The 25,778-nt window shown below is 53.7% G+C and carries 20 protein-coding genes and 3 pseudogenes; 12 read left to right on the top strand and 11 right to left on the bottom strand.

From position 1 onward, the window contains the following. Positions 1-190 precede the first annotated feature (190 nt). From pepA to K6K13_RS01710, 3 genes are all read left to right on the top strand, one after another. Positions 191-1,702 (top strand): leucyl aminopeptidase, encoded by a 1,512-nt coding sequence (gene pepA, locus K6K13_RS01720; protein WP_222159279.1) that lies wholly within the window; start codon positions 191-193, stop codon positions 1,700-1,702. 112 nt (positions 1,703-1,814) lie between these two features. After that, entirely contained in the window at positions 1,815-2,264 is a 450-nt protein-coding gene (locus tag K6K13_RS01715) for a DNA polymerase III subunit chi (protein WP_222159278.1), read from the top strand. 12 nt (positions 2,265-2,276) lie between these two features. Next, positions 2,277-5,132: a valine--tRNA ligase gene (locus K6K13_RS01710; RefSeq protein ID WP_222159277.1), complete on the top strand. Its 2,856-nt coding sequence runs from the start codon at positions 2,277-2,279 to the stop codon at positions 5,130-5,132. A 65-nt stretch (positions 5,133-5,197) separates the two neighbouring features. Here the strand turns inward: K6K13_RS01710 and K6K13_RS01705 are convergent, their stop codons facing one another. From K6K13_RS01705 to K6K13_RS01690, 4 genes and pseudogenes are all read right to left on the bottom strand, one after another. Continuing rightward, positions 5,198-6,232 (bottom strand): M48 family metallopeptidase, encoded by a 1,035-nt coding sequence (locus K6K13_RS01705; RefSeq protein ID WP_222159276.1) that lies wholly within the window; start codon positions 6,230-6,232, stop codon positions 5,198-5,200. A 9-nt stretch (positions 6,233-6,241) separates the two neighbouring features. Continuing rightward, positions 6,242-7,423 (bottom strand): annotated as a pseudogene (locus K6K13_RS01700) (YjgN family protein). Between the two features lie 436 nt (positions 7,424-7,859). Further along, positions 7,860-9,476, bottom strand: coding sequence for a methyl-accepting chemotaxis protein (locus K6K13_RS01695; RefSeq protein WP_222159275.1), 1,617 nt, complete (start codon positions 9,474-9,476; stop codon positions 7,860-7,862). 84 nt (positions 9,477-9,560) lie between these two features. Beyond that, a complete protein-coding gene (locus K6K13_RS01690; protein WP_222159274.1) occupies positions 9,561-10,622 on the bottom strand; it encodes an alpha/beta fold hydrolase in 1,062 nt (353 codons plus the stop codon). A 379-nt stretch (positions 10,623-11,001) separates the two neighbouring features. Between K6K13_RS01690 and K6K13_RS01685 the strand changes: the two genes are divergently transcribed. Beyond that, on the top strand, positions 11,002-11,487 hold the full coding sequence (locus K6K13_RS01685; RefSeq protein WP_222159273.1) for a GNAT family N-acetyltransferase: 486 nt from the start codon (positions 11,002-11,004) through the stop codon (positions 11,485-11,487). Positions 11,488-11,527: 40 nt separating this feature from the next. Here the strand turns inward: K6K13_RS01685 and rraB are convergent, their stop codons facing one another. Next, positions 11,528-11,962 (bottom strand): ribonuclease E inhibitor RraB, encoded by a 435-nt coding sequence (gene rraB, locus K6K13_RS01680; RefSeq protein ID WP_222159272.1) that lies wholly within the window; start codon positions 11,960-11,962, stop codon positions 11,528-11,530. Positions 11,963-12,125: 163 nt separating this feature from the next. Here rraB and argF point away from each other — a divergent pair, with 163 nt between their 5' ends. After that, on the top strand, positions 12,126-13,133 hold the full coding sequence (argF, locus tag K6K13_RS01675; protein ID WP_222159271.1) for an ornithine carbamoyltransferase: 1,008 nt from the start codon (positions 12,126-12,128) through the stop codon (positions 13,131-13,133). 21 nt (positions 13,134-13,154) lie between these two features. On the opposite strand, the gene K6K13_RS01670 is transcribed toward argF, so the two are convergent. Further along, entirely contained in the window at positions 13,155-14,162 is a 1,008-nt protein-coding gene (locus K6K13_RS01670; RefSeq protein WP_222159270.1) for a LacI family DNA-binding transcriptional regulator, read from the bottom strand. 203 nt (positions 14,163-14,365) lie between these two features. Then, entirely contained in the window at positions 14,366-14,833 is a 468-nt protein-coding gene (locus K6K13_RS01665) for a NanQ anomerase/TabA/YiaL family protein (RefSeq protein WP_222159269.1), read from the bottom strand. Positions 14,834-15,293: 460 nt separating this feature from the next. Here K6K13_RS01665 and pyrB point away from each other — a divergent pair, with 460 nt between their 5' ends. The 5 genes and pseudogenes from pyrB (at position 15,294) to nrdG (ending at position 20,449) form a co-directional block, all read left to right on the top strand. After that, a complete protein-coding gene (gene pyrB, locus K6K13_RS01660) occupies positions 15,294-16,229 on the top strand; it encodes an aspartate carbamoyltransferase (protein ID WP_222159268.1) in 936 nt (311 codons plus the stop codon). Positions 16,230-16,243: 14 nt separating this feature from the next. Further along, the gene (gene pyrI / locus K6K13_RS01655) at positions 16,244-16,708 is read left to right on the top strand and encodes an aspartate carbamoyltransferase regulatory subunit (RefSeq protein WP_195314358.1); all 465 of its coding nucleotides are present in this window, start codon (positions 16,244-16,246) and stop codon (positions 16,706-16,708) included. Positions 16,709-16,851: 143 nt separating this feature from the next. Next, entirely contained in the window at positions 16,852-17,238 is a 387-nt protein-coding gene (ridA, locus tag K6K13_RS01650) for a 2-iminobutanoate/2-iminopropanoate deaminase (protein WP_222159267.1), read from the top strand. Between the two features lie 482 nt (positions 17,239-17,720). Further along, a pseudogene (gene nrdD / locus K6K13_RS01645) lies at positions 17,721-19,859 on the top strand (anaerobic ribonucleoside-triphosphate reductase). Between the two features lie 125 nt (positions 19,860-19,984). Continuing rightward, the gene (nrdG, locus tag K6K13_RS01640) at positions 19,985-20,449 is read left to right on the top strand and encodes an anaerobic ribonucleoside-triphosphate reductase-activating protein (RefSeq protein WP_222159266.1); all 465 of its coding nucleotides are present in this window, start codon (positions 19,985-19,987) and stop codon (positions 20,447-20,449) included. An 11-nt stretch (positions 20,450-20,460) separates the two neighbouring features. Here nrdG and K6K13_RS01635 read toward each other — a convergent pair whose 3' ends face one another. From K6K13_RS01635 to exbB, 4 genes are all read right to left on the bottom strand, one after another. Next, complete coding sequence (locus K6K13_RS01635) at positions 20,461-21,126, bottom strand: NAD(P)H-binding protein (RefSeq protein ID WP_222159265.1); 666 nt, start codon at positions 21,124-21,126, stop codon at positions 20,461-20,463. Between the two features lie 28 nt (positions 21,127-21,154). Then, on the bottom strand, positions 21,155-21,604 hold the full coding sequence (locus K6K13_RS01630) for a YhbP family protein (protein ID WP_222159264.1): 450 nt from the start codon (positions 21,602-21,604) through the stop codon (positions 21,155-21,157). A gap of 462 nt (positions 21,605-22,066) precedes the next feature. Further along, the gene (gene exbD / locus K6K13_RS01625) at positions 22,067-22,489 is read right to left on the bottom strand and encodes a TonB system transport protein ExbD (protein ID WP_222159263.1); all 423 of its coding nucleotides are present in this window, start codon (positions 22,487-22,489) and stop codon (positions 22,067-22,069) included. 3 nt (positions 22,490-22,492) lie between these two features. Next, a complete protein-coding gene (gene exbB, locus K6K13_RS01620; protein WP_252120391.1) occupies positions 22,493-23,530 on the bottom strand; it encodes a tol-pal system-associated acyl-CoA thioesterase in 1,038 nt (345 codons plus the stop codon). Positions 23,531-24,102: 572 nt separating this feature from the next. Here exbB and K6K13_RS01615 point away from each other — a divergent pair. Beyond that, positions 24,103-25,080 (top strand): annotated as a pseudogene (locus K6K13_RS01615) (TRAP transporter substrate-binding protein). Positions 25,081-25,258: 178 nt separating this feature from the next. Continuing rightward, positions 25,259-25,765, top strand: coding sequence for a TRAP transporter small permease (locus K6K13_RS01610; protein WP_222159262.1), 507 nt, complete (start codon positions 25,259-25,261; stop codon positions 25,763-25,765). Positions 25,766-25,778: the final 13 nt, after the last annotated feature.

Here is a 25,778-nt window from a genome sequence, read left to right as displayed (position 1 = left end):
TGTCGCTATGATGCATTACAGCATACTGCGCACCCGGCGTTGTATCAGAACCTGCTTATCATCACCAAAACAGATTCGCCGCGCCGTTAAGATTAACACAGGTTAGATAAGTGTAACGGCGGGAAAGTATTACGGAGTGTCACATTCTAGCCGTTGGCCCCGTCTTTGTCTTTAAGATTCAGGAGAGTACATGGAGTTCAGTGTAAAAAGCGGTAGCCCGGAAAAACAACGCAGTGCCTGCATTGTCGTCGGCGTGTTTGAGCCTCGCCGCCTGTCCCCTATTGCCGAACAATTGGACAAAATCAGCGACGGTTATATCAGCGCACTCCTGCGCCGCGGCGAGTTAGAAGGCAAAGTGGGGCAATCCCTGCTGTTGCACTACGTGCCGAACATTCTGTCAGAACGTATTCTGCTGATTGGCTGCGGGAAAGAGCGTGAACTGGATGAGCGTCAATATAAGCAAATCATTCAGAAAACCATCAATGCATTGAATGATACCGGTTCAATGGAAGCCGTTTGCTTCCTCACCGAACTGCATGTCAAAGGACGCAACACCTACGGGAAAGTGCGTCAGGCGGTAGAGACAGCAAAAGAGACGCTCTACACCTTCGATCAGTTGAAAAGCAATAAGGTCGAACTGCGCCGTCCGCTGCGCAAACTGGTGTTCAATGTACCCACGCGCCGTGAACTCACCAGCGGCGAGCGCGCCATCCAGCACGGACTTGTCATTGCCGCAGGCATCAAAGCCGCGAAAGATCTCGGCAACATGCCGCCGAATATCTGCAATGCGGGCTATCTGGCCTCGCAGGCACGTCAACTGGCGGATACCTACAGCCCGAACATCGTGACGCGCGTGATTGGCGAACAGCAGATGAAAGAGCTGGGCATGAACGCCTATCTGGCCGTTGGACAAGGCTCGCAAAATGAATCACTGATGTCGGTGATTGAGTACAAAGGCGACCCGAATCCAGAAAATCGTCCTATCGTACTGGTTGGCAAAGGCCTGACCTTTGACTCCGGCGGTATTTCGATCAAGCCTGCTGACAGCATGGATGAAATGAAATACGACATGTGCGGTGCCGCGACGGTATACGGCGTAATGCGCATGGCCGCCGAGCTGGCGCTGCCGCTGAATATTGTCGGGGTGTTGGCCGGCTGTGAAAACATGGTTGATGGCCGCGCCTATCGTCCGGGTGATGTGTTAACCACCATGTCGGGTCAAACGGTTGAAGTGCTGAATACCGATGCCGAAGGCCGTTTGGTGCTGTGCGATGCGCTGACCTATGTGGAACGCTACGAGCCGGAGCTGGTAATTGATATCGCGACCCTGACCGGTGCCTGTGTGATTGCGCTCGGACATCACCTCACCGGGTTGATGTCAAACCATAACCCGCTGGCGCACGAGTTGCTCGGCGCATCAGAACAAGCGGGCGACCGCGCCTGGCGCTTGCCGTTGGGCGATGAGTTTCAAGAGCAGTTGGAGTCGAACTTCGCTGATATGGCGAACATCGGCGGTCGTCCGGGCGGTGCCATTACCGCCGCCTGCTTCCTGTCGCGCTTTACCCGCAAATATAACTGGGCGCACCTGGATATCGCGGGCACGGCCTGGCGTTCCGGTAAGGCCAAAGGGGCAACGGGCCGTCCGGTGGCCATGCTGTCGCAGTTCCTGCTTAATCGCGCCGGGTTAAATGACGTAGAATAAACTATGCCTGCTAACGCGCCCATGGCCGTGAGCATTGATAGTCATCACCGTGGGCCGGGGTTATCCCGGCCCTTATCGTCAGGCTTTTCGGCCCTGATCAATAGTGTAAACAATGAAAAACGCAACGTTCTACCTTCTCGAACACAGTGACGATGTCGATGGGCTTAGCGCCTGTGAGGCGCTGGCCTGCGAGCTGGCGGCGGAACGTTGGCGCAGTGGGCAGCGTGTGCTTATTGCCTGTGAAGACGAGCAGCAAGCGTTGCGGCTGGACGATGCGCTGTGGCAGCGCGACGCCAGCGCCTTTGTGCCGCATAACCTCGCCGGTGAAGGCCCGCGACAAGGTGCACCCGTCGAGCTGGCCTGGCCGCAACGCCGGGGCAGCACCTCACGCGATGTGCTGATCAGCCTGCTGCCGCAGTTCGCAGATTTTGCCACCGCTTTCCATGAAGTGATAGACTTTGTCCCTCATGAAGAATCCCTGAAACCGTTGGCGCGCGATCGCTACAAAGCGTATCGCAGCGTCGGCTTTCAATTGACTACGGCGACGCCGCCAACGCACTGAATAGTAGACATAATGGATACCAAATATAACCCGAAAGATATCGAACAGCCGCTCTATGAGCGCTGGGAACAGCAAGGCTACTTTAAGCCAAACGGTGACACGAGCCAGGAAAGCTTCAGCATCATGATCCCGCCGCCGAACGTCACCGGCAGCTTGCATATGGGCCATGCGTTCCAGCAAACCATTATGGATACCCTGATTCGCTATCAGCGTATGCAAGGGAAAAACACGCTGTGGCAGGCGGGTACTGACCACGCGGGCATCGCCACCCAGATGGTGGTTGAGCGTAAAATCGCCGCCGAAGAGGGCAAAACGCGCCACGATTATGGCCGCGACGCCTTTATCGAAAAAATCTGGCAGTGGAAAGCTGAATCCGGCGGCACCATTACCCGCCAAATGCGCCGTCTGGGCAACTCGGTAGACTGGGAGCGCGAGCGCTTCACCATGGATGAAGGCCTGTCCAACGCGGTGAAAGAGGTGTTCGTTCGCCTGTATAAAGAAGACCTGATCTACCGTGGCAAGCGCCTGGTGAACTGGGACCCGAAACTGCGCACCGCCATCTCCGATCTGGAAGTGGAAAACCGCGAGAGCAAAGGCTCGATGTGGCACCTGCGCTATCCGCTGGCCGATGGCGCAAAAACCGCTGATGGCAAAGACTATCTGGTGGTCGCCACCACGCGTCCGGAAACCGTGTTGGGGGATACCGGTGTTGCGGTCAACCCGGAAGATCCGCGCTACAAAGATCTGATCGGCAAGTTCCTGATCCTGCCGCTGGTGGATCGTCGTATTCCGATCGTCGCCGATGAACACGCCGACATGGAAAAGGGCACTGGCTGCGTGAAGATCACCCCGGCGCACGATTTTAACGACTACGAAGTCGGTAAACGTCACCAGTTGCCCATGATCAATATCCTGACGTTCGATGGCGATATCCGTCAGGAAGCTGAAGTGTTTGATACCAATGGCGAAGCCAGCACGGTATACAGCAACGACATTCCTGATTTCCTGCGCGGCGTCGAGCGTTTTGCCGCGCGTAAAGCGATAGTTGCCAAGCTCGATGAGCTGGGCTTGCTCGATGAGATCAAACCGCACGATCTGACCGTGCCCTACGGCGATCGCGGTGGTGTGGTCATCGAACCGATGCTGACCGACCAGTGGTACGTGCGCGCTGGCGTACTGGCGAAACCGGCGGTGGAAGCGGTGGAAGATGGCCGTATCCAGTTTGTGCCGAAGCAGTACGAGAACATGTATTTTAGCTGGATGCGTGACATCCAGGACTGGTGTATCTCGCGCCAATTATGGTGGGGCCACCGTATTCCGGCATGGTATGACAACAGCGGCAAGGTGTACGTCGGCCGTGATGAAGCGGAAGTGCGCCGCGACTATCAGCTCGGCGACACGGTTGAACTGCGCCAGGACGAAGACGTACTGGACACCTGGTTCTCTTCCGGGCTGTGGACCTTCTCCACCCTCGGCTGGCCGGAGCAGACGCCGGAGTTGAAAGCGTTCCATCCGAGCAGCGTGATGGTGAGCGGCTTCGACATCATCTTCTTCTGGATTGCGCGCATGATCATGCTGACCATGCACTTCGTGAAAGATGACGAAGGCAAACCGCAGGTGCCGTTCCACACCGTCTACATGACCGGGCTTATCCGCGATGATGAAGGACAGAAGATGTCCAAGTCCAAAGGGAACGTGATCGACCCACTGGACATGGTGGACGGTATCTCGTTGCCTGAGTTGCTGGAGAAACGCACCGGCAACATGATGCAACCGCAGTTGGCGGAGAAAATCCGTAAACGCACCGAGAAGCAATTCCCGAACGGTATTGAACCTCACGGTACCGATGCCCTGCGCTTCACGCTTGCGGCACTGGCCTCGACCGGTCGTGATATCAACTGGGACATGAAGCGTCTGGAAGGATACCGCAACTTCTGTAACAAGCTGTGGAACGCCAGCCGTTTTGTACTGATGAACACCGAAGGGCAAGATTGTGGCTTTAACGGCGGTGAGAAAGTGCTGTCACTGGCCGATCGTTGGATTCTGGCCGAATTCAACCGCACGGTGAAAGCCTTCCGCGACGCGCTGGACGGTTACCGCTTCGATATTGCCGCCGGTATCCTGTATGAGTTCACCTGGAACCAGTTCTGCGACTGGTATCTGGAGCTGGCTAAACCGGTGATGAACGGCGGCAGCGCGGCGGAACTGCGCGGCACGCGCCACACGCTGGTTACCGTGTTGGAAGCGCTGCTGCGTCTGGCGCACCCGATCATTCCGTTTATCACGGAAACCATCTGGCAACAGGTAAAAGTGCTGAAGGGCGTTACTGGCGATACCATCATGCTGCAACCGTTCCCGAGCTACGATGCTGCCGCAGAAGATGCGCAGGCGCTGGCCGATCTGGAATGGATCAAGCAAGCGATCACCGCCGTGCGTAATATTCGCGCCGAGATGAACATCGCGCCGGGCAAACCGCTCGATGTGCTGTTGCGTGATGCCACGCCGGAAAAGCAACGTCGCGTGGAAGCAAACCGCAGCTTTATCCAAACCCTGGCGCGTCTGGCAAGTGTGCAACTGCTGCCTGCCGGTGAAAAAGGCCCGGTGGCAGTCACGTCCCTGCTGGACGGCGCGGAGTTGCTGATCCCGATGCTTGATCTGGTCGACAAAGACGTAGAACTGGAGCGTTTGGCCAAGGAAGTTGCCAAGGTTGAAGCGGAAATCAACCGCATCGACAGCAAGCTCTCCAATGAAGGCTTTGTTGCGCGCGCACCGGAGGCGGTGATTGCCAAAGAGCGTGAAAAACGTGACGGCTATGCGGTAGCGAAAGCCAAACTGTTGGAACAGCAGGCCACCATTGCCGCGCTGTAATTCATAAGTATCTTGTGCAAATAAGAAACCCGGACCGCTAAGTCCGGGTTTTTTTATGAGGCGAACTACTTTTCTTGTGCCTTGATGGCATCAAGGCGCTGTTGCATGTCGGGATGTGTACTGAGCCAATCCGGCATCATGCGCCCGATGTGATGCTCTTTTTCTGACGCCGCCATCAATTGTTGATAGATATCCTGCATCGCCTGAAGCGAACGTCCCTGCCGCTGCATTTCCGCTATCGCCCACGCATCGGCTTCACGCTCCATGTCACGGGAGAATTGCAGTTCATTCACGAAGGCTGCGGACTGTAACAGCGTATCCCCCACACCGCTGACATCACCGGTGATCCACATAAACGTCAATGACACCAATGAGGAACGCACCAGCATGCGCATTGGATGGCGATATGCATGGTGCCCCATTTCATGCAGCATCACAGCAACCAGCCCATCATCGTGGCGCGACAGCGTAACCAACTCATCGCTGACGATCAGCGTTCCATCTGCCAGCATAAACGCATTTGGGCCCATGCCCGGCGCACTCATCAGGCGCAGACGCAACGGGGTGCGCGCCTGACGCATTTCCGGCGGCTGCGCTTGTTCAAACAGGCGCTGCAACGATTGCTGGCGCGCTTCAGGAAGGGTTGACGGCGCGAGCTCGGTGCGCTCCAGCAAAGCAAGCGTATGCGCCCCAAGCTGCTGCTCCACGGCGGTGGGGATATGCAACGCAACAGTGGTGCTCAGCCAGGGCAGCACCACATACACATAGCTCAGCGCCACCAGCACCGTCGTCAGTAGAGCAAACAGCGCGCCCCGTTTGTACTTCTCCAGCCGATACACCAGGCCGCGAGACTGATGCTGCGCAACCCAGGCGCGAAATACGGCATCATCAGCAGGACGAAAGCGCCCGCCATCAGGGAAGGTCAACGTCAAGGGTATCGACCCTAACGCTTGCGAGACCGCAACCTGCGCCAGCATAAACCCCTGTGAAGCCACGTCGTGGCGCGCCAGTACCAATGAGGCATCCAGCTCGCCAAGCGTCACGCGTGCCGCCTCCTGTGCGGCACGCCCCGGATACTGATAGTATCCCTCGATAATCATCAGGTCGCCTTAGATGCCCACGTTAAGATCCAGCGCGCTAATCGCCTCTTCCGCCACCGCCGAACGCGCGGTATCACCGTGCGCCTGCACGTTCAGCAGAGAAAGGTCACCGCTCACTTGCGTGGCATTCGCCATAAAGCGCGCTTAGCGCACCTGTGCTACCGGTGCGGCCAGCCCCAAAGAAAATAGCGTAATCAGGGTATTGGTGAATAACAGCATCAGATAAGCACCCAATTTTAGGTTGGAGTGCACCTGCACATTGTCGCTGAGCGTGGTATTGCCAAAGATATAGTTGCGTTCCGCCACCACGATATAGCACTTGGCAACCAGACCGCCAATAATCAGCGACACATACGCCGCGATCAGCTTGAAAATACCACCATAGGGTGACGTGTAATCCGCACGATGCGTGGTATGCCCACCGGTTTGTGCATATTCCATGACGGAAAGCAGTACCTCTCCTGAAAACCACAGCGTCCATATCAGGAAGGGAAGAAAAGCCAACAGGCTGAAAAAGGCAATTTTAATAAATGCCGCTTTGCTGATTGCTGCATTAAAGGCTGCGGTGCCAAACCGCAGGTTATTCACATACAGATCGGCAATCATATACTTCATCACACCGCCCAGCGCAATCAACGCGGGGATGTAAAGCAGTGCAGTAACAATTAGCGGTATCGGATTGCTGATAAAGGAAGAAAAACTGCCGACCGTGGTCAATAACAGCAGCAGCACCGCGACCATTAATAGCGGAACCGCAAAAAACGTCCAATAGCCACGTTTTACGCTGCCCAAATAGTTAAAACGCACGCCACGATAACTGGTCATAATGGCGTTATAGCGCCAATTACGAATAATCAGCATCGGCAGCAGCGCGGTAAACACCAGCAATACCGCCAACCCGACCAAAGGAGTAAACAGCAGCAAAAGATACAGCAGTACCAGCGCACCAATCACGATGATGCGCCCTTTCAAGATCTGGATGGGCTCGGCGTGATAATCAAAACGATCGCCATTAATCTCAGTATTGCCATAAAAATAACGACGGGTGCGCACCGTTGCCCAAGCAGAATAAATACCCAGGGTGATCGTGGTTAATAACGCATTGACCAGCCAGATTAAAAAATATTCTCCCGATTTCCCATGAAAAACCACGGCATGTTTGCCGTTCCCTTGCGAGATATTGTCACTCATAACACTTTCATCCTAAAAGAAGTATCCCCGTCATACTTCACGTTACAGGTGTGTTGGCTGCGTTCGCTCACCCGAATCACTGACTTGTGTAAGCGCATCGGGATTCACTCACTTGCCGCCTTCCTGCAACGCGAATTATTTGGGGTATAGAAAAATCCAAAAAATGAAAATAAGTCAAATTTATTGATGCGATATAATAAAGGCACCTGATTTGAACACGCAGAATAGAAAAAATACACTTTTTTTTGCATTTGATAAATGCATCGATATAAAGATGAATTATGCACTGCGATAAATCTGATAAATCCGGCAAAGAGACAATATTATTGCGCAGGGAAATGCCGGTGTCTGATAGGGCTATTTCGTTAGCAGAGTAAATATTTTATAGTGATTTAAAAACAGGCTCCACTAATACGGAGCCTGTGTGGTTTACCGATTAACGCACGCGCATCAATGCCACAGGCGGTACCGCAGGCAGCAGCCCATTCTCGGAGACATGCCCATCATCCAGTTGAAAACTGGCGATAGCATGCTGCAAATGAGAAACCTGCTCCTGCAGCGATCCTGCCGCAGTTGCCACCTCGGCCACCAGCCCGGCGTTCTGCTGCGTCACGCCATCCATCTGATTGATAGCGATATTGATTTGCGAAATCCCCCGGCTCTGCTCACCGGATGCCATCATGATTTCATCCATGATGTCTGCCACTTTCCTGACGTCATCCAGCACTTCGTTCATGGTTTTCCCCGCCACTTCCACCAGGCCAGCGCCTTGCTGAATGCTGGTCAGCGAGTTATCAATCATCGAGCCTATTTCTTTGGCTGCCGTGGCGCTGCGCTGCGCCAGCGTGCGGACTTCGGTCGCCACCACTGCGAACCCTTTACCTTGCTCTCCGGCGCGTGCGGCTTCCACGGCGGCATTGAGCGCCAGCAGGTTGGTTTGGAAGGCAATGCCGTCGATAACCCCAACAATATCGGAGATCTTGGCAGAACTGCGCTGAATGGTGCGCATAGTATCCACCACTTCAGAGACCACACCGCCGCCACGCGCCGCCGAGGCCGAGGCCTGCTGCGCCAAATCGTTAGCCTTGCGCGTGTTATCTTCGTTATTGCTGACCGTCGAGAGGATCTGCTCCATGCTCGATGCCGTTTCATCCAACGATGCCGCCTGCTGCTCGGTGCGGCTGGAGAGATCGATATTGCCAGATGCAATTTCGCCTACGCAAATCCCTATCGCGTCGGTACCGTTACGCACCACGCGCACCATATTCTCTAACCCATCACGCATACGCTGCGCGGCGCCAAACAGCTGCGCGATCTCATTTTTACCCTGCATTTCAAAACGAGCACGCAGATCGCCTTGTGCGATGCGATCGAACACACCAATGGCCTGATTCAATGGCTTGACCACCAGATGTGTCATCACCAGCCAGGAGAGCAGCGCCAATACCAGCGCCAGCGCAATCGCCACCGTCAGCATAATCTCCATGCGATTAATGCTGTCGTTGGAGGCGGTATAGGCGTCGTCGATATTCTGTCGTTTGAACTGCACCAGTTTCTTGGACGCAGCATCAAAATCGGCATAGAGCACGGTGGATTTACCCGCGCGCTGGCGATATTCATCCAGATTTCCGGCCTCCAGCGCGGCAAGCGCCGGGGTGATAAAGGAGGTCATCAAGGTTTCACGCTTGCTGGCCATCTCGGCGGAAATTGCTTTCTCTTGTTCCGCCTGCGGATAGGTCAAATACGCCTGCCATTTTTCACTGGCTCCGTCGATTTTCCCTTTGGCGCGTTTTAATGCCACCGTTGCCGCATCCTGCGAACCGTTGCTCATCAGCGATTCATACAAGCGCAGATCGAGACGCGCACGCAGCAGTAATTCCGAACTTTCATTCAATGCGACCAGGCCGGGCAGCACTTCTTTATCCACTCTGGCGAAGGAGTGATTCCCTGATTGGGCAGCAAACAGCCCCAGCATCCCGACAAACAGCAACAGCGCCGTCAACGATAAGACCATGATGCTGAGCGTCGTGCGGATCTTTATCTTACGAAACATACATCGTCCCTAGTGATTGGTCATCAAGAGCAAGCCGGACAGGCGATTTATCATGGATGCGCCTGCCCGGAAGAAAAACCGCCGTTATTGATGGGAAGGGGCTTTCGCCAGGAATTCACCCAGCGCGGTGCGATAGAAACGGGCCGACATCATGGTTCCGTGGCCGCTGGTTTCCGCACTGGCCGGAATCAAGAACAGCGAGGCCTGTTTGACCGTCTTCAACGCGGGTTCCAGCGAGCCAATTTCCACCGGATTGCGCTCATCATCCGCAGCGTTGATCACCAGCATCGGGGCTTTGATGCGCTCCAGGCCGGACATCGCGTTGTAGTCCGCAGAGGAATTCCAGATATAGATGAAGTCATTGGCATCACTGGTCACAGGCGCCGCAAGACGCGCATCCACCAGCTTATCCGCCAGCTCACGCGTCGGTGCTTTACTCTGGTAAGCCAGAGTGCCGCCCGTTGTGGCGATACTGAACATGATATTGGCGGTCTGCAATGCTGGCGGTTGGGTCTGATAATCGCCGTTTTTCCAGGCCGGATCGCGTTTGATGGATTCGATCAGCATGCGGCGCAGCATCCAGTTACGACCTGACAGCGCATTGGGCTGTGAGGCCATCGGCACCAGCGCATCCATCATGTCCGGGTATTTTTGCCCCCACAGCCAGGTGTGCATACCGCCCATGGAATACCCCATGACCAGACGCAAATGTTTGATACCCAACGCTTCCGTCACCAGCCGATATTGTGCCAGCACCATATCATCGTAGTTATAGTGCGGGAATTGCGTGCGCAAACCGTCGGAGGGTTTGGAGGATTTTCCCGATCCGATACTTTCGGGAATGATAATAAAGTGTTTCGCCACATCCAACGGTTGGCCGGGCCCAAACAGCTCACCGCCAAATCCGTCCGCCAGCAGCGCGCTCACCGGCTGGTTGGTGCCGTGCAGCAACAGCACCGCAGGCTTACTGCGGTCACCCAAGGTGTAATAATGCAGGCGGAGGTCGTTACGCGTTTCACCGGTATGAAAACGGAACTCGGCAGGCCGCCAGTCTCCTTCCTGAGGCTGTAAGGGTTGTGCGTAAGCGAGGGGGGATAAAAACAGTAAAAACAGGCTAATCCAGCCTGACAACATGCGATGGGCCATACTACTCGTCATCCATAGGGGTAAATGGATTTCAATAATAATGTGTCCCAAGTCACATCCCAATATGGATTGCAGGCTAACCATTAAATAACAATAATATATTGCCATAAGGTAAATTTCTGGCGCATCCTACACAATTGGCTAATAATCATCATGTTATGATTAAACAACGTGCAAAACGGCCATATCCGCACAATAACTGTGCCTAATCCATTAGACAAGAAAAAATGAGCGGACAAAAAATCAACATCAGGGATGTAGATCGTGGTGAGACGGCTGGTGACCAACGCTTATTAATCCGGTATTGCACAAAAACCCCGTTCAATGCTATTACAGCGTAAGAAAATGTAATTAGCCCCTATCAGTAAGAGTAAGCACCATGACAATCGCCCTTTCCCTTTCTTTGCGAATGCGCCCCATTACCGCACAGGACAATGCCGCCATTGCGGCAGTGATCCGCCGTGTTTCTGCGGAATTTGGCCTGACGGCAGATAAGGGAAACCTGGATAACCTGTTTCAGTTGTACAATCAGCCAAATAGCGCTTATTGGGTCATTGAATACGACGGTGAAGTGGTCGGCGGCGGCGGTGTCGCCCCTTTACAGGAGGGGGAAGCAGACGTGTGTGAACTGCAAAAGATGTACTTTTTGCCGGTCTTGCGTGGTAAAGGGTTGGCGCGCCAATTGGCGCTGCAAGCACTCGATTTCGCTCGCCAGAAGGGATTCCGACGCTGCTATCTGGAAACCACCAGCACATTGACACAGGCGATTGCGCTATATCGCAAACTGGGGTTTGAACACATTCCGCACGCGATGGGCAACACCGGTCACGGTGACTGCGAAGTCACCATGCTCAAGCAACTCTAAGACAGCATGCCGAAGGCCACTTCGGCATGCCTGCGAGACATTAATGACGCTTGCCGTCATCGTCCTCATCATAAAAATCGTCGTCTTCGCCTTCTTCACCCTCTTCGCCGTCTTCACCATCCGGATCTTCGAAGTAGGTGCCCCACCCGTCGTAATTGACGTTGTGACGCGCAGCCAGTTCGATTAACTGTTCTACCTGCTCATCAATCAGCTCGGCATTGAGCGCCACTTCGCTAATGGCGTCGCAGCACATCAGCAGTTTGCCCTCTTCCACTTCCAACTCTTCCGCGTCCGTCACTTCGTAGCCCATTTTAAAGGCATCAACAGCGACCTTTTCCAACGCGTCAAAGTTTTCTGCCGAAAAGTGGTGTTCGATAGTGTACAGTGCGTCCGGATCGCTACCATCATCCAGCAGTTCTTCGATGATCAGGCGCGTTTCTTCCCGTTGTTCGTCCAGTAAATCGCGGTTTGCCATGAGTCTGTCCCCCGTTAATCTCTACGTTATTACCGTATTCTCCCACACCCCCGACGCCCTCTCCACCATAAAGTTTGACGCCGCCCCTTGAAATTGAATAATTAAACATATAAAGTGAATTTTAATTCAACCAACAGCGTTGAGCCACATGGAGATAACTACAATGAACTCGTTTCACCAGCGTCACTTCTTAAGATTAATGGATTTTTCCCCCGCTGAGATCGGCGCACTGTTAACCTTATCTGCCCAACTAAAAGCCGGCAAAAAGAACGGCACAGAAAAACGCTACCTGCAAAATAAAAACATCGCACTCATCTTCGAAAAAGATTCGACCCGTACTCGTTGCTCTTTCGAAGTTGCTGCATACGATCAGGGCGCGCGCGTCACGTATCTCGGCCCCAGCGGCAGCCAGATCGGCCACAAAGAGTCGATGAAGGATACCGCCCGCGTACTGGGCAGAATTTATGATGGTATTCAATACCGTGGTTACGGTCAGGCACTGGTGGAAACACTAGCGGAGTACGCCGGTGTACCGGTATGGAACGGGCTGACCAACGAATTTCACCCGACACAGCTGCTGGCGGATTTACTGACCATGCAGGAGCATCTGCCTGAGCGCGCTTTTAGCGACATGACGCTGGTCTACGCGGGCGATGCGCGTAACAACATGGGTAATACCATGCTGGAAGCCGCTGCGTTGACCGGTTTGGATCTGCGTTTGGTCGCGCCCAAAGCTTGCTGGCCCGATGCCAATCTGGTGGCCGAGTGCCGTGCTGCTGCCGCACTGACGGGCGGGAAAATCACGTTGACAGAAGATATCGCCGCAGGCGTGGCCGGTGCTGATTTCATCTACACCGACGTGTGGGTTTCCATGGGAGAGGCCAAAGAGGTGTGGCAGGAGCGGATTGCGCTGCTAAAACCCTATCAGGTCAATATGGCGATGCTCGCCGCCACCGGTAACCCGCAGGTGAAATTCTTGCACTGCCTGCCCGCGTTCCATGACGATCACACCACCATCGGCAAGCAGATGGCCGAGCAGTATGGTTTGCACGGCGGCATGGAAGTGACCGACGAGGTGTTTGAATCAGCACACAGCATTGTGTTCGATCAGGCAGAAAACCGCATGCACACCATCAAAGCGGTGATGGTCGCCACGCTCGGCCAAGAGTAAAGGTCGCGCGGCGCGCCATGCTCAGCGCCTGGCGACGGACTCTCGGATGACCAAACGTCCTTGATGGTGACAAGGCGGTGTCGGCATGGCATCGCCTTGTGACGCCGCCACCAGACGGCCAATGGCATCCTGAATCATGGCGACAATCGGCACATGCACCGTCGTTAAGGCGGGAGAAAAGTAGCGCCCAATCAGCATGTCATCGAATCCCGCCAACGACATATCCTGCGGCACCCGCATTCCGGCATCAAGAAACACCTTCGCCGCGCCAATCGCCATATCATCATTGGCTGCCAGCACACAGGTGACGTCCAGATTACGCGCCAGCAGCGTTTGGGCGGCGCGATAGCCGCTCTCTGGCGTCCAGTCCCCTTCCAAAAGTAACGCCTCATCATGTTCGATACCCGCCGCTTTCAGCGTATCAAGGAATCCGGCAAGCCGCTGTTCACCAGATGGAGAACCGGGCAGCCCGGCAATAAAGGCGATGCGCCTATGCCCCTGTTCAAGCAGATAGTGTGTCATCAGTTGGCTGCTGTGGTAGTGCTCGATATACACCGCGTGATTCTGGTGATGGGGCAGTTTACGGTTAATCACGATGATCGGCGTCTCATGCTGCTCGATCAGCGTTTCCAATGCCTCTGCCGATAAGAATTTGGGATAAACGATAATGGCTTCGCAGCGCAGCGCCAGCAGCATACCGATAGCATTGCGCTCATCCTCCGCACTGTTTTTGCCATCCGCCAAAATCAGTTGGCGCTGATGCTTTTCACTGCATGACGCCGCCTGATACGTCATTTCTGAAAAAAACGGCCCCTGATACAGAGAGTTGGTGATCACCAAACCCATCGAGTTGGTTTTGCGGGTGGCCAGCTGGCGGGCCAGCAGGTTTGGACTAAACCCGGTTTCCTCAATGGCGCGAAACACGCGCTGCCGCATATCTTCACGCACCACGTTTTTACCGTTGAGCACGCGGGACACCGTCGCTTTGGATACGCCCGCCTTTTTCGCCACATCCTGTATCGTAACCATGTTAACTCCTTCCTTAGGACGCGCGCAGTCACGGCGAGGCCATCATCAACGGTCAGCGAGGAGACGGCACAAACCGCAGCATCACTGGACGGGACGATATTTATATAGGTGATTATGGATGAATTGACGGAGAGGGATCAATTATCCCAATGACGCACCGTGCGCGGCACCGAACGTTCCCGGCGTCGCGCACAGTAACAAGATTACAGCACCAGTGACGCGTCGATCTTCACGACGGCTTTGCGCACGCGTGCAGGTTCACCCACGGCACACAGCGGCTTGTGCACTTCGCCTGGGAAGAAGACAACAAAATCACCCGGTTGCATGACAAAGGTTTTTTCCTGCTCACCGGCAGACAAAAACGCGATGTCTTTATCCGCCAACCAATCGGTGTCAGGCGTACCCGCAGGCAGGTTGCTGAAGGTCATGCCTTCAACGCCGTTGAGCACAATCTGAATATCCAGATATTTGGCATGGTATTCGGCACGACGCTGTTCAAACGCTTCAGTGCTGTCGTTGGAAACCAGCACAAACACGTTGTTGCCATCGACATCGTGCTTGCCCAGCGGGGTATCAGCCGTAATGTTGGCTTTTACGTACTCGATCGCTTCGCGCAGTTTGGCAGGCAGATAAGGAACCAATTCAAGCTGGTGGATATTCCCGGTGATCATAGTAAGTCCTCTCGTGAAAAGTAAAACGTCGTTTTAGCGAACTTTATACTCCGCCATAGGCATTCTCGCTAGTCTACAGTGGCAAAAGTGCTACCTATCCCCTTTATTTTCATGGGTCGAACGCGTAAGGTTTTCCATAAGCAACCGATTGCCAAACACTAAAAATGCGATTATCGCGCATAAATTAGCGCTTGAAATAGCGAATCTCGCGCGTATAATGCGCCACAATTTGCCAGGAGGAACCATGTGCGCTTGCATCACCACATGCTGTATTTATCACGCTGCTGACCCCTTTTTTCGTCAGCGCGCCGCCTCTTTTCCGGCAATCACCGATCGTTTAAAAAAAGCCCCTCGTTGAAGGGGCTTTTTTTTGCCTGTTATACCGGGCGAACCTCGTCGACCGACAGCGGCTGGACGAGAGAAAAATGTTTCAGGGCTCACCGTTAGGAGAAAAGCAAACATGGTCAATCCGCTTTATCAAAAACACATCATCTCGATTAACGACCTCACCCGTGAAGATTTGGAACTGGCGTTGCAGGTGGCCGCCAGCCTGAAAGCTAAGCCGCAGCCGGAGTTGTTAAAACATAAAGTGATCGCCAGCTGTTTCTTTGAGGCCTCGACGCGCACCCGGCTCTCTTTTGAAACTGCGATGCACCGTCTGGGCGCTTCCGTGGTCGGTTTTGCTGACAGTAACAACACGTCGCTCGGCAAGAAGGGCGAGACACTAGCGGATACCATCTCAGTTATCGGCCACTATGTGGATGCCATTGTGATGCGCCACCCGCAGGAAGGCGCGGCGCGTCTTGCCACCGAGTTCTCCAGCGGCGTTCCGGTGCTCAACGCCGGAGACGGTGCTAACCAGCACCCGACGCAAACCCTGCTCGACCTGTTCACCATTCAGGAAACCCAGGGCCGTTTGAATAACATCAATATCGCCATGGTCGGTGACCTGAAATATGGCCGTACCGTGCACTCTTTGACGCAGGCATTGGCGAAATTCGACGGTAACCGCTTCTACTTTATCGCCCCCGACGCACTGGCGATGCCGGATTACATTCTGGCGATGCTGGAAGAGAAGAACATCACCTATAGCCTGCACACCAGCATTGAAGAGGTGGTATCGGAGCTGGATATTCTGTACATGACGCGCGTACAGAAAGAGCGGCTGGACCCGTCCGAATACATCAATATCAAATCGCAGTTTGTGCTGCGCGCCGCCGATCTGGAGACTGCCCGCGACAATCTGAAAGTGCTGCATCCGCTGCCGCGCGTGGATGAGATAACGACGGATGTCGACAGCACGCCTTACGCCTATTACTTCCAACAGGCAGGCAACGGCATCTTTGCACGTCAGGCGCTGTTGGCGCTGGTATTAAATCGCGAACTGGTTCTGTGAGAGGGGAAAGCATCATGACTCAGGATAACAAATTACAGGTTGAAGCCATCAAACGCGGCACCGTTATCGACCATATCCCAGCGCAGGTTGGCTTCAAGCTGCTGACGCTGTTCAAGCTGACCGCCACCGACCAGCGCATCACCATCGGGCTGAACCTGCCGTCCAATCATCTGGGGCGCAAGGATCTGATCAAGATAGAGAACATCTTCCTGACAGAGCAGCAGGCTAACCAGTTGGCGATCTACGCCCCGCAGGCGACCGTCAACCAGATTGACGACTACGCGGTGGTACGTAAGCTGGTTCCCAGCCTGCCGGAACGTATTGATGGCGTGCTGACCTGCCCGAACAGCAACTGCATCAGCCGCAGTGAGCCCGTCACCTCATCGTTCAGCGTCAAACAACGCGATGGCGATGCGCACCTCAAGTGCAAATACTGCGAGAAAGAGTTTGAACGTCAGGCCGTGCTGGCTGACCGCTAAGCCACCGTGCGGCGCGCGCAGGAGAATCAACGCCATTGCCTGCGTCGCGCTTTTCTGAATAATGGTAAGCTGTATCCCGCCCGGCGCAGGCCCGGCGGGAATTGTCCCTTCGAAAACCGTCACGTCGAAATTCAGGAGAAACCATGTCACGTAGCATCAGCACGGAACACGCCCCAGCCGCTATCGGCCCTTATGTACAAGGTGTCGATCTGGGCAGCATGATCATCACTTCCGGTCAGATCCCGGTAAACCCGAAAAGCGGCCTGATTGCCGAGGACATCGTCGCCCAAACGCGTCAGTCTCTTGAAAACGTGCAGGCCATTGTGGAAGCGGCAGGCCTGAAAGTTGCCGATATCGTGAAAACCACGGTATTTGTGAAAGACCTGCAAGATTTCGCCACCGTTAACGCCACTTACGAAGCCTTCTTCACTCAACATCAGGCACCGTTCCCGGCACGCTCCTGTGTGGAAGTGGCGCGTCTGCCGAAAGATGTGAAGATCGAAATCGAAGCCATCGCAGTACGCCGCTAAGCATCGATTGGTGCAGCTCGGGGCGAGACCGTCGCCCCGTCAGACTGATGACAACGCGCGTTGTTAGGTAAAGTGCGGCGATGGGGTCATAGCGGCGTAAGCCGTAGGCGCGTCCCTGGTCGTGATTCATCAGGAAACACAGACATACCCCGCGATATTATTGCCCTGCTTATTGTTATTTCCCTACGTTTATTATGCTTTTTTGTTCGTCATTTGCCTTATGGCGCAGAGATAAAAAACTACTAATCAAATCAATATATTATTTTTATTTCGCTCAACGCCATTGCACACCCTTTCTACGCTGCTCGAAATTCTTTGTTCCAGGTCAATAAATCGCGAATTTCTTTTCACCCAAAACTACATATAGTGTCTATCATAAATACAGACACTACATGTAGTACTTATCCACAATATCATCCACAACCCCCCGCAGCCCTTGTCCGCTGCGGATTCCGCTTGTGGACAACTCTGAGGAACGAACGTTGAAACCAGTAGTGATTAAACGGGACGGTTGCCAGGTGCCTTTTGATGAGATGCTCATCAAGCAGGCGGTCGAACGTGCTGCGCATGCAGCAGGAGTTGATGATACAGATTACTGTGCAACTGTGGCCTGTGCGGTCGCTCAACAAATGCAAGGGAAAGCACGTGTGGATATCCGCGATATCCAGAACGCCGTTGAAAACCTGCTGATGTCTGGCCAGTATAAGCAGCTTGCACGTACCTACATTGAGTACCGTCACGATCGTGATGTCGCCCGCGAACAGCGCGGCCGCTTGAATCAGGAAATTCGTGGTCTGGTTGAACAGAGCAACATGGCTCTGCTTAACGAGAACGCCAACAAAGACAGTAAAGTGATCCCCACCCAGCGCGACCTGCTGGCCGGTATCGTTGCCAAACACTATGCCAAGCAACATATCCTGCCGCGCGACGTGGTGCTTGCCCATGAACGCGGTGAAATTCACTACCACGATCTGGACTACTCCCTGTTCTTCCCGATGTTCAACTGTATGCTGATCGATCTTGAAGGCATGTTGACCAAAGGGTTCAAGATGGGCAATGCGGAGATTGAGCCGCCGAAATCCATCTCAACCGCGACAGCGGTGACGGCACAAATCATCGCGCAGGTGGCAAGCCACATCTACGGCGGTACCACCATTAACCGCATCGATGAAATTTTGGCGCCGTTCGTCACCGCCAGCCATAAAAAGCACCGGGAAACTGCGGATGAATGGCACATTCCCGATGCGGACGCCTATGCGTTGTCTCGTACCGAAAAAGAGTGCTATGACGCCTTCCAATCGCTGGAATATGAAGTGAATACGCTGCACACCGCCAATGGTCAGACGCCGTTTGTCACCTTTGGTTTCGGCCTCGGCACCCGTTGGGAATCGCGCCTGATTCAGCAATCTATCCTGCGCAACCGCATTGCCGGTCTGGGTAAAAATCGCAAAACCGCGGTGTTCCCCAAACTGGTGTTTGCTATCCGCGACGGCGTCAATCACAAGGCTGCCGATCCGAACTATGACATCAAGCAACTGGCTTTGGATTGCGCCAGCAAGCGGATGTACCCGGATATCCTCAATTACGATCAAGTGGTTAAGGTTACCGGTTCGTTTAAAACGCCCATGGGCTGCCGCAGCTTCCTTGGCGTGTATGAGGAAGAGGGCAAGCAGATTCACGATGGCCGCAACAACCTCGGGGTAATCAGCCTCAACCTGCCACGCATTGCGCTGGAAGCGGAACACAACGAAGAGCGTTTCTGGAACCTGTTGGATAATCGTCTGCAACTGGCGAAAAAAGCGCTGATGACGCGCATCGCGCGTTTGGAAAACGTCAAAGCCCGCGTTGCTCCGATCCTGTACATGGAAGGTGCCTGCGGTGTACGCCTGAAAGCGGACGACAACGTCGCTGAGATCTTCAAAAACGGTCGGGCATCGATCTCATTAGGCTATATCGGGGTTCATGAAACCATTAACGCGCTGTTCGGCAACCAGACACACGTGTTCGACAATGAGCAACTGCGTGAAAAAGCGGTCGCCATCGTCGCACGCCTGAAAGCCGCGACCGACCAGTGGAAAGAAGAAACCGGGTACGGTTTCAGCCTTTACAGTACGCCGAGCGAAAACCTGTGTGACCGTTTCTGCCGTATCGACACCGCTGAGTTTGGCGTGATACCGGGTGTGACCGATAAGGGCTACTACACCAACAGCTTCCACCTCGATGTGGAGAAGAAGGTGAATCCTTACCAGAAAATCGACTTTGAACTGCCCTACCCGCCGCTGGCAAACGGGGGCTTCATTTGCTAGGGCGAGTATCCGAACCTGCAACATAACCTCAAAGCGCTGGAAGATGTCTGGGACTACAGCTATAGCCGTGTGCCCTATTACGGCACCAATACGCCGATCGATGAGTGTTATGAGTGTGGTTTCACCGGTGAATTTGAGTGCACCAGCAAAGGCTTCACCTGCCCGAAATGTGGCAATCACGACTCCGCACGCGTCTCTGTGACGCGCCGGGTGTGCGGCTATCTGGGCAGTCCGGATGCGCGCCCGTTTAACACCGGGAAACAGGAAGAGGTCAAACGCCGGATCAAGCATCTCGGCAATGGTCAACTGGGCTAAACAGTCCGCACCGTGCCTGATGGCCGCAAGGATGTGGCCAGCTCTGCACGTTTACCGGCGTCAATGGACGCCGGCTATCTCCAACATTATTTATCAAACCATTACCCAGCAAACAAAGCCATACCATGAATTATCATCAGTACTACCCGGTTGACGTGGTCAACGGGCCCGGCACGCGCTGTACGCTGTTTGTTTCCGGTTGCGTGCACCAATGCCCAGGTTGCTACAACAAAAGCACCTGGCGGCTCAATTCCGGCCAGCCTTTTACTCAGGCGCTGGAAGACCAGATCATTGCCGATTTGCAGGATACACAGATTCCGCGCCAGGGCTTGACGCTCTCCGGCGGCGATCCGCTCCATCCGCAAAACGTACCGGATGTGCTGCGTCTGGTTGAGCGTATTCATGCCGAATGCCCCGGAAAAGACATCTGGATGTGGACTGGCTACCTGCTCGCTGAGCTTACGCCCGCACAACAACAGGTTGTGGCACTTATCAACGTACTGGTGGACGGTAAATTTGTACAGGATCTCAAAGATCCTGCGTTAATCTGGCGCGGCAGCAGCAATCAGGTTGTCCATCGCCTGCGATGACAGACGCAGCGTTAACCGTGCAGTTCCGGCGCAAGCGGTGGGCTGCCCCAGGCGCGCAGTTCCTCGGCTTCGAGCACCGTCACACTGGCTTTCGGTTCGGGTGAAAAGGCGTGATTCATCAGTGCCCGCGCTACGGCTTTACCTTCTATCGCTCGCCATTTGGCCGGTAACCATTTGAACAACGGCGCTGACACGTGCTCCAGCGGCCGCGGCGTTGTGCGCTCACCCAACAACAGTGAAGGGCGCACCAGTGTCAAATGTCGCCAGCCTTGCTGACGCAGTGCCGCTTCCATTTCACCTTTGATGCGTGAATAGAAAAACGGTGACGTAGCATTGGCGCTCATGGCGCTCACCGTAAGCAGGTGAGTGGCTCCCAGCGCCTTGGCATGCGCAGCACTGTCGACCACCAGCGTGTAATCCACAAAGCGAAACGCCTGTTTGCTGCCCGCCTGCTTGCGCGTGGTCCCCAGGCAACAAAACACGATATCGACCGGCTCATGCAATTGCGCCAGCGCAACGCGCACATCCTCATGACAAGGATTGACCAGTTTGTTCTGTGTGGGCAGCGGCCTGCGCGTGGGCGCGTAGATAACCTCTACCCGGCTATTGGCTTGCAGCAGCTTCAGCAATTCCTGCCCAATCAATCCTGTCGCGCCTAGCAGCACTACTCGACTCATGGCTCCTCCTGTTGCCAGATGCATTCAGTTACCCGTCGTTTTCCTCATCGCGGCGCCAATGGCGCTTGGTGCCAAAACCCAGCGTATTGTCTGTCATCTTCAGGGTATCGATCCCCAAGCGCCAAACGGGTGAGGTGGCCCCTCGCGCGATGGGGAAGCGCTGGGTGTAGCGCTCGCGGGCCGACACGGCTTCTTCGCCCTGTAGCAGTAATGCCTGACCGCTGAACTGCACACCTTTGATCAGCATGACGGTTTTGGGTTGACCAGCAATCGTCCCGGCCACTGCCGGGTAGCGCAGCATCATTTCACCATGGCGCGTCGAGGTTTCTGTCATGATGTAGAAAGCGACCTCATTTTCGTCATAAGTATAGAAGCAGCTCGCACACCATAATTCCGAATCTCTCCCTACGCATAGCGTCAACACATGCAGCTTTTTCATATAGCGGGAAATAATCGACAGCTCATTTCCTTTGCTCATCAGGCCTCTCCTGGTGCTATGACACGCATGACACACCCGCGCGCGTTAAAACAAAAATCAGAATATTACGCATTACCGATTCCACCGCTATATTCCCTGTGCTATGCGTGATTGCACGGTAAAACCTTATCGTAGTTCGATAAGTTACTCGTAACCTCTCATAATGCGTCATGGCGATGAAAAATCAACCTGTTGTAATCATTACACCGTGCTGTAGTGCAAACAAGCAGCGTCACCGCTGCCGAAAGCGCAAGCCATGTCTTCAGGATAAAAAACCGGTGTGGAATCGTGAATGACGTAGGCACGTTGCTGACGGCACACTTTACACGATGTGTTGGGGAGAGAGTTTGACGTTGATGGGGTTATACGGGGACGCTGTAGGCAAAGGGGCAATATACGCGTTTTACCTGAGCACACAGAATGACAAGCCGTCCCGCAAGAAGCGCGGGACGGTACAGGCAATTATTTACCCGCTGACTCCATACCCACCAATCCGACTTTCAGATAGCCCGCTTTGCGCAAGGTATCCATAACACGCATCATGGTTTCGTAATCGACGGTTTTATCGGCCTGAAAGAAAATGGTGGTCTCTTTGTTGGCACCCGTTTGCTCATCCAGCAGAGTCGTGAGCCCTGTCTCGCTCACGGCAATATCCCCCACATACAGCTGCTTGTCCGCCTTCACCGTCAAATATACCGGCTTTTCCGGACGAGGTTGCGGCACTGCCGTGGACGCTGGCAAGTCGACACGAATATCGACGGTCGCCAGCGGCGCTGCCACCATGAAGATGATCAGCAGCACCAGCATCACGTCAATGAACGGCGTGACGTTGATGTCATGCATCTCGCTGTCACCGCTCGTATCATCGTGCAAATGCATCGCCATAACTTAACCCACCCGCAGTTTTTGATTAGCGGCGGTCAAACGGTTACCGTTACTCGCAGCCACGTCTAAATCGCGGCTCACCAGCAAAAGCACCTGTGCCGCCACATCACCCATCAGCGCTTTATAGCTGCCGATACCGCGAGCAAACACGTTGTAAATCACTACTGCCGGGATGGCGGCAACCAGACCAATCGCGGTGGCCAACAGCGCCTCAGCGATCCCCGGTGCGACGACGGCCAGATTGGTGGTTTGCGTTTGCGCAATACCGATAAAGCTGTTCATGATGCCCCAGACCGTACCGAACAGCCCAACAAAGGGGGCTACCGCGCCGACCGTTGCCAGATAGCCGTTACCGCGCCCCATATGGCGACCGGCCGCCGCTACGCGACGCTCCAGACGGAAGGCGGTACGCTCTTTGATGCCATTATTGTCATCAGAACGGGCAGAAAGGGTTAACTCATTTTGCGCATCGGCCAGCAATATCGCCGCTGTGCTGTCGGCTTTGAAGGCCTCAACGATATCTGCCGCATCATCTAAGGTGCGCGCCTGCTCCAACGCCGTGTATTCACGACGCAGGCGACGTTTGGCACCCACCAACTCGACGCTTTTACCAAAAAAGATTGCCCAGGTGATCACGGAAGCCAGCAGCAAACCGATCATGACGGTTTTCACTACCATATCCGCGTGCTGATACATGCCCCAGACGGAAAGATCGGTTTTCATGATGTTGCCCGCACTGCCCTGCGGCAGAGCCAACGGCGATACAGGCGCCGCCGCAGCGTCTGCGACGACGGGTTCAGCCGACAAAGGCGTCGATGCTGCAGCGGGGCTGGCGGTAGCCGTGTTCGCTGCGGGCGTATTGGTAACGGGCGTAGAGGCAGGTGCCGCGAACGCATTTCCACTTAGTCCTGCTGACGTGACCAGCCCCGCCGTTAAAACCACAGCCGTCAACATGCTACGGGAAAATGCGCTGAACGCGCCGCGATGTGTAAGCCAGGCTGGCAATGCCTGGAAAGTAATATGACCGACAGCCGTTTTCACGCTGTGCCTCCACCTATACCAATGAATAGTACAACACCAATGAGCAGTGCAACGAATCGACGGGAAATGATAGCAAACTGAGCACGAATTGATAGTAGTTCTCATTACTATTTATGCGTTTTGAGCACAAAAAACCATAATATCGATAAGGGAAAACGCTGATTTGGTATGACGTCTTCGACGGGTCTGCCAATTTGCCAGTGCTGAAACAACAAAAGTCGCATTCTGTGATCGACTTTGAGTTATTACACCATTGTTGCGTAGAGAACGATAAGTTGTCTTACAGGAAAAACCTTATCAGCAATAATTAATAGCACTAAAAACAATGCTATAGACATTAAAATGACACCTTAGAAATCAATTACAACCAATTGTTTCATTCAGTTACCTACATTGCGCTTTTGTGATACGAGTCATTCCGTAAAGTGGTATAATAGGTTAGTTTACCCCTGAATATAAGGGGAAATTATTTTGACTTAATTTTTTAATTCCCTTCATTACGCACCGGGTTTTATTTATAGAACAATAATAGTCGCACCACGAATATATCCTCGAGACTTCTGGAGACCCGAATGAAGCTATCCAAAACACTGATAGGCATCTGCCTAAGCTCCGCCACGCTGTTTATGAGTTATTCAGCCAGTGCATTGCAAATCAAAGCATCCGATGTTCACCCCGAAGGCTATCCCAATGTGGTAGCCGTACAAAAAATGGGAGAGAAATTAAAAGCCGCCACGGATGGAAAACTGGAAATAAAAACCTTTCCAGGCGGGGTATTAGGTGATGAGAAGCAAATGATTGAGCAGGCGCAATTAGGTGCCATCGATATTATTCGTGTATCCATGACCCCCGTTGCCGCCATTTTGCCAGAAATCGAAGTGTTTACCCTGCCCTATATTTTCCGTGATGAAGATCATATGCACAAAGTGCTGGACGGAAAAATTGGTCAGGAAATTGGTGACAAGATTACCAATAACAGTAAATCCAAGCTGGTGTTCCTTGGCTGGATGGATGCCGGTACACGTAACCTGATCACCAAAGCCCCGGTTGCCAAACCAGAAGACCTCAAAGGCATGAAGATTCGTGTCCAGAGCAGCCCGGTAGCACTGGCTACGCTGAAAGCCATGGGTGCCAACTCTATCGCTATGGGAACCAGTGAAGTGTTCAGCGGCATGCAAACCGGCGTTATCGATGGCACGGAAAACAATCCGCCCACATTCGTCGCGCACAACTACATGCCGGTCGCTAAAAACTTTACCTGGAGCCGTCATTTTATTATTCCGGAACTGTTCCTCTATTCAAAAACCAAATGGGATAAACTCACCAAAGATCAACAGGAATTGATTCTTAAATTAGCCAAAGAAGCACAACTTGAACAGCGTGAATTGTGGAATGCCTATAACTAGCAGTCGTTAGATAAAATGAAGGCTGGCGGCGTGAATTTCTACGACATTGATACCGATTACTATTACAAAGCGACACAACCGGTACGCGATCAGTTTGGCGCAAAATACCAAGATCTGATCAAAGCTGTGGAAGCCGTGAAATAGTTTATCGTTAATAATGCGAGCCGGTTTAGCACTGGCTCGCCCATTATCCCTAATAGCATAAGTTACCCCGGCAGACATTATTACGTTGCACAGTCTGAATTTTGTCATGGGCTAAAGGCACGGACGATATCCCAATAATGGCACAGGATAATGGCGCAGGGTCGTACAGGTGGAAGCAATGGGCCGTATTTATATTTCAGCAATGGATATTCTCTATCTTATTGCCATGTGGGTTTCCGGGCTAACGTTATTGGTCATGACGCTGATCATTCCCGTTGGCATTTTCGCACGCTATGTCTTGAACTCCGCGCTCTCCTGGCCGGAGCCGGTTGCCATTATCTGTATGGTGACCTTTACCTTTGTCGGTGCCGCCGTCAGTTACCGCGCCTGTTCGCATATTGCCGTGAGCATGGTGACCGATCGTCTGCCTGAAAGCGGCAAGCGCCTATGCAGCTTTCTGACCAATATGCTGATGCTACTGATCAGCGGGTTTATCCTCTATTACAGCACGCAACTTTGCATCGAACTGTGGGAACAGCCCGTGGCTGAATTTCCGGTACTGACAGCCGGCGAGACCTATCTGCCGCTGCCGATCGGCTCTTTAATCACGCTGCTGTTTATTGTCGAAAGAATATGCTTTGGTCCGCAGGATAAACGTCCTGTCGTGATGCTGGGCAGCGCTTAATTCGGAGGCATTA

This window comes from Symbiopectobacterium purcellii (assembly GCF_019797845.1).
Taxonomy (GTDB): domain Bacteria; phylum Pseudomonadota; class Gammaproteobacteria; order Enterobacterales; family Enterobacteriaceae; genus Symbiopectobacterium; species Symbiopectobacterium purcellii.
This window is presented reverse-complemented; position numbering and strand designations above follow the sequence as displayed.

Excerpts from the sequence above, each read along its gene's own strand:
- pepA (WP_222159279.1), top strand. The coding sequence starts at position 191 with ATGGAGTTCAGTGTAAAAAGCGGTAGCCCGGAAAAACAACGCAGTGCC.
- K6K13_RS01715 (WP_222159278.1), top strand. The coding sequence starts at position 1,815 with ATGAAAAACGCAACGTTCTACCTTCTCGAACACAGTGACGATGTCGAT.
- K6K13_RS01710 (WP_222159277.1), top strand. The coding sequence starts at position 2,277 with ATGGATACCAAATATAACCCGAAAGATATCGAACAGCCGCTCTATGAG.
- K6K13_RS01705 (WP_222159276.1), bottom strand. The coding sequence starts at position 6,232 with ATGATTATCGAGGGATACTATCAGTATCCGGGGCGTGCCGCACAGGAG.
- K6K13_RS01695 (WP_222159275.1), bottom strand. The coding sequence starts at position 9,476 with ATGTTTCGTAAGATAAAGATCCGCACGACGCTCAGCATCATGGTCTTA.
- K6K13_RS01690 (WP_222159274.1), bottom strand. The coding sequence starts at position 10,622 with ATGGCCCATCGCATGTTGTCAGGCTGGATTAGCCTGTTTTTACTGTTT.
- K6K13_RS01685 (WP_222159273.1), top strand. The coding sequence starts at position 11,002 with ATGACAATCGCCCTTTCCCTTTCTTTGCGAATGCGCCCCATTACCGCA.
- rraB (WP_222159272.1), bottom strand. The coding sequence starts at position 11,962 with ATGGCAAACCGCGATTTACTGGACGAACAACGGGAAGAAACGCGCCTG.
- argF (WP_222159271.1), top strand. The coding sequence starts at position 12,126 with ATGAACTCGTTTCACCAGCGTCACTTCTTAAGATTAATGGATTTTTCC.
- K6K13_RS01670 (WP_222159270.1), bottom strand. The coding sequence starts at position 14,162 with ATGGTTACGATACAGGATGTGGCGAAAAAGGCGGGCGTATCCAAAGCG.
- K6K13_RS01665 (WP_222159269.1), bottom strand. The coding sequence starts at position 14,833 with ATGATCACCGGGAATATCCACCAGCTTGAATTGGTTCCTTATCTGCCT.
- pyrB (WP_222159268.1), top strand. The coding sequence starts at position 15,294 with ATGGTCAATCCGCTTTATCAAAAACACATCATCTCGATTAACGACCTC.
- pyrI (WP_195314358.1), top strand. The coding sequence starts at position 16,244 with ATGACTCAGGATAACAAATTACAGGTTGAAGCCATCAAACGCGGCACC.
- ridA (WP_222159267.1), top strand. The coding sequence starts at position 16,852 with ATGTCACGTAGCATCAGCACGGAACACGCCCCAGCCGCTATCGGCCCT.
- nrdG (WP_222159266.1), top strand. The coding sequence starts at position 19,985 with ATGAATTATCATCAGTACTACCCGGTTGACGTGGTCAACGGGCCCGGC.
- K6K13_RS01635 (WP_222159265.1), bottom strand. The coding sequence starts at position 21,126 with ATGAGTCGAGTAGTGCTGCTAGGCGCGACAGGATTGATTGGGCAGGAA.
- K6K13_RS01630 (WP_222159264.1), bottom strand. The coding sequence starts at position 21,604 with ATGAGCAAAGGAAATGAGCTGTCGATTATTTCCCGCTATATGAAAAAG.
- exbD (WP_222159263.1), bottom strand. The coding sequence starts at position 22,489 with ATGGCGATGCATTTGCACGATGATACGAGCGGTGACAGCGAGATGCAT.
- K6K13_RS01610 (WP_222159262.1), top strand. The coding sequence starts at position 25,259 with ATGGGCCGTATTTATATTTCAGCAATGGATATTCTCTATCTTATTGCC.